Raw genomic sequence first — 6138 nt, 5'->3', positions numbered from 1 at the left:
CCATGGCCACCCTCGCCCAACGCGGCATCAACCCCCGCGTCGTCAACGACCAAACCGGACGCCTCACCTTCACCACCGACATCGCCGCCACCATCCACACCCTGCTGGAAACCGGCGCCCCACACGGCATCTACAACATCACCAGCCAAGGCGAACCCCGCACCTGGTACGACATCGCCCGCGACGTCTTCCACCTCACCGGACACGACCCCGACCGCATCACCGGCGTCACCACCGACGACTACTACGCCGGCACCACCGGCCCCATCGCCTCACGCCCCCACAACAGCGTCCTCGACCTCGAAGCGACCGCCTCAGCCGGGGCCCCGCTCGGCAACGCGGGCGACCGCCTGCGCGACTACCTCCACGTCTGACCCCCGCGACGGACAGCACACGCCTACGGCTCCACGCGGAAAATCCGCATCTCCGTACCACCCTGTCGCACCATCGACATCAATGTGAACCATACGCCCGGGTATTGACGGGCCAGTCATCGAGCGCTTGTTGCGAGCGTCGGGAACCTCAGAGCCGTTGCGGAGTCCGCGCCCATGACAGAGGACATTGCCGCCTCTCGCGGAACCGCAATGCTGAAGGCCAGAAGAGCGAATGACGTCGGCCAGGTGGTCACATCAAACGAGAAGAACATGACCGCAATCGCAAGAATAAGCGCTCGACCGGATCGTCCAGCGCGCCACCATCCCATAGATACGGCCGCGAAGAAAAGTACGAGACCCACAAGCCCGGTTGTGACGAACAGGGTTAGCCACTGATTGTCAATGACGTTGAAACCGTCCTGCTGAAGGTAGCCCGCCGCGAAGGCAGCTACTTCCGAGTTGAGACCGGTGCCCAGAAGCACGGCCGCGGCCCCGCGTCCCAATAGACCGGTCGCCAGAGTCCAACCGTCGACACGATGCGCCAGCGAGTCCGAGGCGAGCAGATCAAACACGATCGCGCGCGTGCCAAAGTCACCTATTACGAACGCCATAGCGATAACACTGATGACAAGAACATTGCGCGTCTTGCGTTGCAACCCCGGACTAGCCAACAGGAAGTAGATCAGCGCGATCAGACCGGCGAGGGCGGCGCTCCGTGTTCCGGAGAGGAACAGGCCGACGAGGGCAGACGCGATTCCGACTCCTCGCAGGAACCGATGACGCCTCAACACTGGGGACAAACACACAAAGAAGGTAAAAAGGAGGAACATTGCAAAGGGAATCGGATGTCCGAACGAACCTTGGGCACGTAGGACGGCGTCGCCCAGAAACGGGTTGTACCGCAGGACGGGAACACCCGCAGTTGTCAGATTTCGATATCCCCAAATCGGCTCAGCTAACACCACCAACTCGGCGAAAGCAATCAGCACCTGCGCGACGGCCGCGGGAACGACCCACCGGACCATGGCAACGAAATCCTCCGAGGAAAACTTCCTTACCACTGAAGCGATCGCCACGATCGGCACGAGAGCCACAGCAAGCGTAGGGATGCTCGAGGAGAGCGTCGCGAGGCTGACGAGCGCGGCATACCCGATGTACGCGAGGAACGCCGGAACGGCACTGCCCCATCTCACGGTTCGGTGTTCAGCGAGTACAGCCGTGACCACAATGACCAGGGTGGCGAGGACAACGGCGATAACTCGAAGCGCGGAGGGCGCAGAGTTGCTACCGATGAACGTCAGTATTACCAGGCCCAGACCGACCCCGGAACCTCGGATTTGACCGCGGGGCCTGGTCAGCAGGTAAATCGTGGCGAGGATGGCCACTGGCGCGAGCGACGCAAGCGGGAAGAGAACGGCGACGACTGTGAGAATGGCGGGCACGATAAACCAAAGGCCGTGCGCCATCGCCTGAACTCTCGAAACGCTCATCGACTCGAATGTATCCTCATCCGCGAGACCTGCGGAACACACCGGCGCGCGCCAGCGCAGCAACCTGCACGGCGAGGACGCACAGTTCCGCCAGGATCTCAGCCGCGTACGCCCCGGCGACACCCCCGTAACTGGCGAACACCAGGATGGCAGGAACGCCTACACAAGCGCCAACGACAGCGCTAACCGCGATGGCTGGAACCCGCCTGTAGGCCACCAGGCCGAGCCCACCGGTGGCACGAGAGGTGCACGTGATGAAGATGACGAGACCTGCGAGCGCCGCGATGGAATGGTCGACCTCAGTAGTCCCCGAGAAGAGGATCCTGGCAGCACTCGGAGCGACCCAGGTGAAGCCCAATCCGGCGATGAGGCCCAGCACGGCGTTGAATACTAGCGCTAGCTGTACACGCCGCCGTCGCTCGACGTGAGCGGTTGCAGGGGGCGCACCAACCCAGGACTGGAGACTGTTCGGGATACTTGCGAGCAGCGCGAGCCCAAGGCGCATCATCCGCTCCACCGCCGAGAATAGAACCAGCGCCGCCGGCGCAGCTATCCCGACGAGCGTGATCGGGAGAGCGATGTAGAGAGCGCTTGCCGCTCGCCCGCCGAGCGCCCCCCCCTGAGCGCGTATTGCCCGCACGAGTCTTCGAAGCCCAAAACGACGAACGAAATTTCGGGGAGGGCGAGCCGTGGTGAGGCCCAAGAGGGGTGGGACAAGCCCACCGACCAGCAATCCGGCCGCATACGCCTCGAGTCCGAAATCGAATACGACGATGAGAATCGCGGGGATGACGGCTGCGATGAGTCGAGGCATCGCATCGAAAAGGAGAATGCGCAGCGGGCGCCCTTCTCCGATGAAGAACCAGACGGGAGAGAGACCAGTAATCAAGTAGCCGACGGCAACGATTTGAGCGTTACCGACTTCGGTGGGAGCGAGAATTTGCATGGTGACCATCACCGGGGCAACAAGAAGCACCACAACGATGCCTTTGGTCACTAACGACAACAGGTACAGCTGCGACCGGACCTGACCGCGTGCCCTCGCGACACGCTGCGGTCCGTTAAGCCCCCAGCCGAGTTCGACGATGACTGCGGCCGCACTGCCGACCGATTGCGCCACGGCGACGGCCGCCCATGCCTCGCCCCCAAAGGATCCTGTGATCACAGGGATGACGATCAGCGGGGCAACAGCGCTGAGGATCGGGACAAGCAGGAATCCGATGAGGCGTGCGGGACTCATGCTGCGCGGTGGATTCAACGCGCTTGGCCGTCATTCTTAGGCATCGTTCGCGGCTTCAGCGCATCCTTGAGGCCACTGAGTCCGACAACCACTGCAGCTCCATGTGGCCGACTGCCAATGAGATGCTTGACGGCGTAGCGCACACCTGGAACGCTCCGACTCGACAAGGCGCTACGCAATATATGACTCGCGGCGAAGTCGCCACGACCGCGCGCGGACATCACGCTCGAGTGCCGCTCAAACCACTCGCGGCTCGCTTCCCACTCACGAAGATTGGAGATCGATCCCGACGATCCCTGCTGAATGTGTACGAGCGCACGGGGCGTGAATGCGACGAGCCCACCCGACCGGACAAGGCGAAGCGCATAATCCCAATCCTGATGCTTAGGCATGGTTGCGTCCCATTCAAGGTTCGCGGTCCGAGACCGGTCGATCATCAGACAGCTCGATTGGACAAGACTGTGTCCGAACGTCAGGTCGGGGCGCGCGACGATGTAGTCAGCAAAAGCCATAGTATTCGGCTCTGACCGAGGAAGTGTCCGCGTTCCACCATCGGACTCATGAAATACCGCACCGCACAATCCCACCCCTGCAGCAGAGGCTCGCATGGCCCCCAACTGCGCGGATAACTTCTCCGCCTCCCACCAATCGTCATCATCGAGGTACGCAACCCAGCGCCCTGCGGACGCTCGGAGTCCGAGGTTGCGAGCGTTCGCGCCGCCTGTTCGGCCAGACGTCACGATGATCTCGTCGTCGCGGAGGAAATGATTGATCTCCGTGGAGGCCGCCGGATCATCCAGAACTACGTGCAGGCGAACATCCACTCCCGTCTGCGCGCGCACACTATCCACGGCTCCCCGCAACGAGGGCCGTCCCATGGTGGGAATGACGACGTCAATCGTTTCCATTCGACGCCTCTCTCCAGGCACCGCGTTTGAACAAGCGATTCGAGACGATTACACCGACGAGCTTGATCGGCTCTACGAGATAGCGGTGCCACAGGCGCCGCGGGTCGTTGCCTAGCCTCCACAGCCACTCAATACCTAACCGGCCAAACCACCTCGGCGCCAAGCGCTGCGCGCCCGCGAGGTAGTCGATGGCGCCGCCGACTGTTGCAACGTAGCAGTTGGGTAGAACCCCGAGATGATCATCGATAAATCTCTCTTGGCGCGGCATGCCCATACCAACGAGAATAAGTTGGGGGCCGAAGCTTCGAATGTCCTCAAGCACTCTGGCCGACTCCGTCTCGGTGTCGAAGTATCCGCTGTGGCCGGAAGCAACGATGTCCGCTTCGCCGGACTGCAAAGCAGCGCATGCTCGCTCGACAGTCTCGGCAGTACCGCCCAGCACGTAAACCCGGAGCTCTCCGAATGTAGGACTGTGGATTAAGGTGTCGAGCCAATCCGTCGACCCGATTCGGTGCGCATGTGAAAACGTGGTGTAGCCACTCAAGCGGAGAAGCTTCAGCACCGGCCAGCCGTCAACGAGGACTATAGAACCCTGCGAATAGAACTCTCGAAACCAATCGAGGCTGTGAAATAAGTAGAGGCTATGTAAGTTATGGTTCAGAATCAGCGTAGTTCGACCGACTGGCGCCGAAACTAAGCGAGCAACCTCTTCGGCAGTCATGGGAGTAAGGCGGGCGGCGACGGATCGAACAACTACCTCTCGCGTCATCGCGATACCCCACCATTCGCATTGATGCTCGCCAGTCGAGCGATTGCTCGGCCTGTGGCCTCCGGAGAGAAGAATTCGGCAAAGGATCGCGTGATGGCAGATGAGAGCACGCGAGTATCGGAAGACCGCAGTACGCGATAGACATCCTCGGTATGCGCCCACGTCGCTATAGGCAGTATCGAGGAACCAGCGAACTCGACAATGGGAGGGGTCGACGTCGCCGCAACCGGGCACCCGTTGACGGCGGCGTCGACCAACTTAGCGGGAAGTTGATGGATGGATGCCTCGTCATGACCGTCCATGGGTAGCACGAGAAAATCGATCTGGTCGTAGAGCTCGGCGAGCGGTGTAGTGGGCGGGTAAGTGCGCCATTGGGCCGCGCAGTCCGCGGGTGGAGCCCATCCCTGCTCAAACGACACAACTACTGTTCGCCTGTCGTGGCGCATCAGCTCCACTATCTCGTCCGCACCCTTGTGGGCTCGAACGGTTCCGAGAAAGCCGAGAATCAAACGTTCGGGGCGAGACCGACGAGTCGGCAAAGGGGTCACGCGAGCAGGCCGCGAGTGGGGCACAAGAGCCCACGGCTTGTCTGTCGCTCCGAGCCGAGAGCGATACGTCTCAGCGAGAGCGGAGTTCGAGAAGCTTAGTGCGTCCGCTGCGCTCGCCAGCCGCGCCTGCGCCCGAGTCAGGCGAGTGGGGTGTTTACGGCGTAGCACATGCATCTTCAGTGCGTTGACTCGAGACTGGGATCGAAAGCTCTTCATGATGGCGATGTCGTTGTCATCGAAATCCGCAACGATCGTGACCCCGGGCGTACCGCGAAGCTGCTGAGCCAGACGACCCACCGGATCGGCGCCCTTCGAGATCCATAGCAGAGTCGCAGTCTCCCGAGCACTGAGACGTATTCGGTCCGCCAAACCGCGGATGTCGGAGCGCGAAAAGGGGGTCACCTCGAAATCGAATTGTGCCGCTCCGGACCACGGCTTCCCATCCTCGTACGCGAGAACTACAACTTCCGAGAAGACGGCGTCCGCGGAGATCGCCATACTCAGTACTCGACCGAGCGAATTGGATCTGATCGAGTCCCCAACGACGAATGCCCGTACTTCCGAGTCCGCAAACTGCATGTGAGCCTTCCGAGTTCTACCCCTGTCGTCGGCCATCAGGGCGGCTCTCGACGGTACTGCATCGTGGCCCCACCAGCAGAGCACTGATGAAGCTTACGTCTGGCATCAGGGAGCCTGCCCCGCTTTTCCGGACACCTGAGTTGAGGCGATGATCGTCTCGGAAGGAGTCCGTGAGATGCCTGCTGCTCACCCACCGGAGTTCCGGCGTCGAGCCCTCGACCTCGTCGCCC

6 protein-coding genes are annotated in these 6138 nt (G+C 61.6%); 1 reads left to right on the top strand and 5 read right to left on the bottom strand.

Going from position 1 to position 6138, the window contains the following annotated elements; all coding sequences use genetic code 11:
* A partial coding sequence (locus MHY30_RS14865; protein ID WP_239279170.1) for a sugar nucleotide-binding protein occupies positions 1–374 on the top strand: 374 nt, incomplete at its 5' end.
* A gap of 116 nt (positions 375–490) precedes the next feature.
* Here the strand turns inward: MHY30_RS14865 and MHY30_RS14860 are convergent.
* The 5 genes from MHY30_RS14860 to MHY30_RS14840 are packed head-to-tail and all read right to left on the bottom strand — an operon-like array spanning position 491 to position 5827.
* Positions 491–1864, bottom strand: coding sequence for an O-antigen ligase (locus MHY30_RS14860; protein ID WP_239279168.1), 1374 nt, complete (start codon positions 1862–1864; stop codon positions 491–493).
* A gap of 16 nt (positions 1865–1880) precedes the next feature.
* Entirely contained in the window at positions 1881–3104 is a 1224-nt protein-coding gene (locus tag MHY30_RS14855) for a hypothetical protein (protein ID WP_239279166.1), read from the bottom strand.
* A 14-nt stretch (positions 3105–3118) separates the two neighbouring features.
* Positions 3119–4012 (bottom strand): glycosyltransferase family 2 protein, encoded by an 894-nt coding sequence (locus MHY30_RS14850; protein ID WP_239279164.1) that lies wholly within the window; start codon positions 4010–4012, stop codon positions 3119–3121.
* Positions 3999–4733 (bottom strand): WecB/TagA/CpsF family glycosyltransferase, encoded by a 735-nt coding sequence (locus MHY30_RS14845; RefSeq protein ID WP_239279162.1) that lies wholly within the window; start codon positions 4731–4733, stop codon positions 3999–4001. The genes MHY30_RS14850 and MHY30_RS14845 overlap by 14 nt, the downstream gene beginning before the upstream one ends.
* Positions 4734–4777: 44 nt before the next feature.
* The gene (locus tag MHY30_RS14840) at positions 4778–5827 is read right to left on the bottom strand and encodes a hypothetical protein (RefSeq protein WP_239279160.1); all 1050 of its coding nucleotides are present in this window, start codon (positions 5825–5827) and stop codon (positions 4778–4780) included.
* Positions 5828–6138 lie beyond the last annotated feature (311 nt).

Source organism: Microbacterium sp. ACRRU (genome assembly GCF_022346945.1).
Classification (GTDB): Bacteria; Actinomycetota; Actinomycetes; order Actinomycetales; family Microbacteriaceae; genus Microbacterium; species Microbacterium mcarthurae.
The sequence above is the reverse complement of the archived record's forward strand: the minus strand, read 5'-3'. Positions and strand labels throughout refer to the sequence as shown.

Coding starts and splice junctions, on each gene's coding strand:
- MHY30_RS14860 (WP_239279168.1), bottom strand. CDS start 1,864: ATGAGCGTTTCGAGAGTTCAGGCGATGGCGCACGGCCTTTGGTTTATC.
- MHY30_RS14855 (WP_239279166.1), bottom strand. CDS start 3,104: ATGAGTCCCGCACGCCTCATCGGATTCCTGCTTGTCCCGATCCTCAGC.
- MHY30_RS14850 (WP_239279164.1), bottom strand. CDS start 4,012: ATGGAAACGATTGACGTCGTCATTCCCACCATGGGACGGCCCTCGTTG.
- MHY30_RS14845 (WP_239279162.1), bottom strand. CDS start 4,733: ATGACTGCCGAAGAGGTTGCTCGCTTAGTTTCGGCGCCAGTCGGTCGA.
- MHY30_RS14840 (WP_239279160.1), bottom strand. CDS start 5,827: ATGGCGATCTCCGCGGACGCCGTCTTCTCGGAAGTTGTAGTTCTCGCG.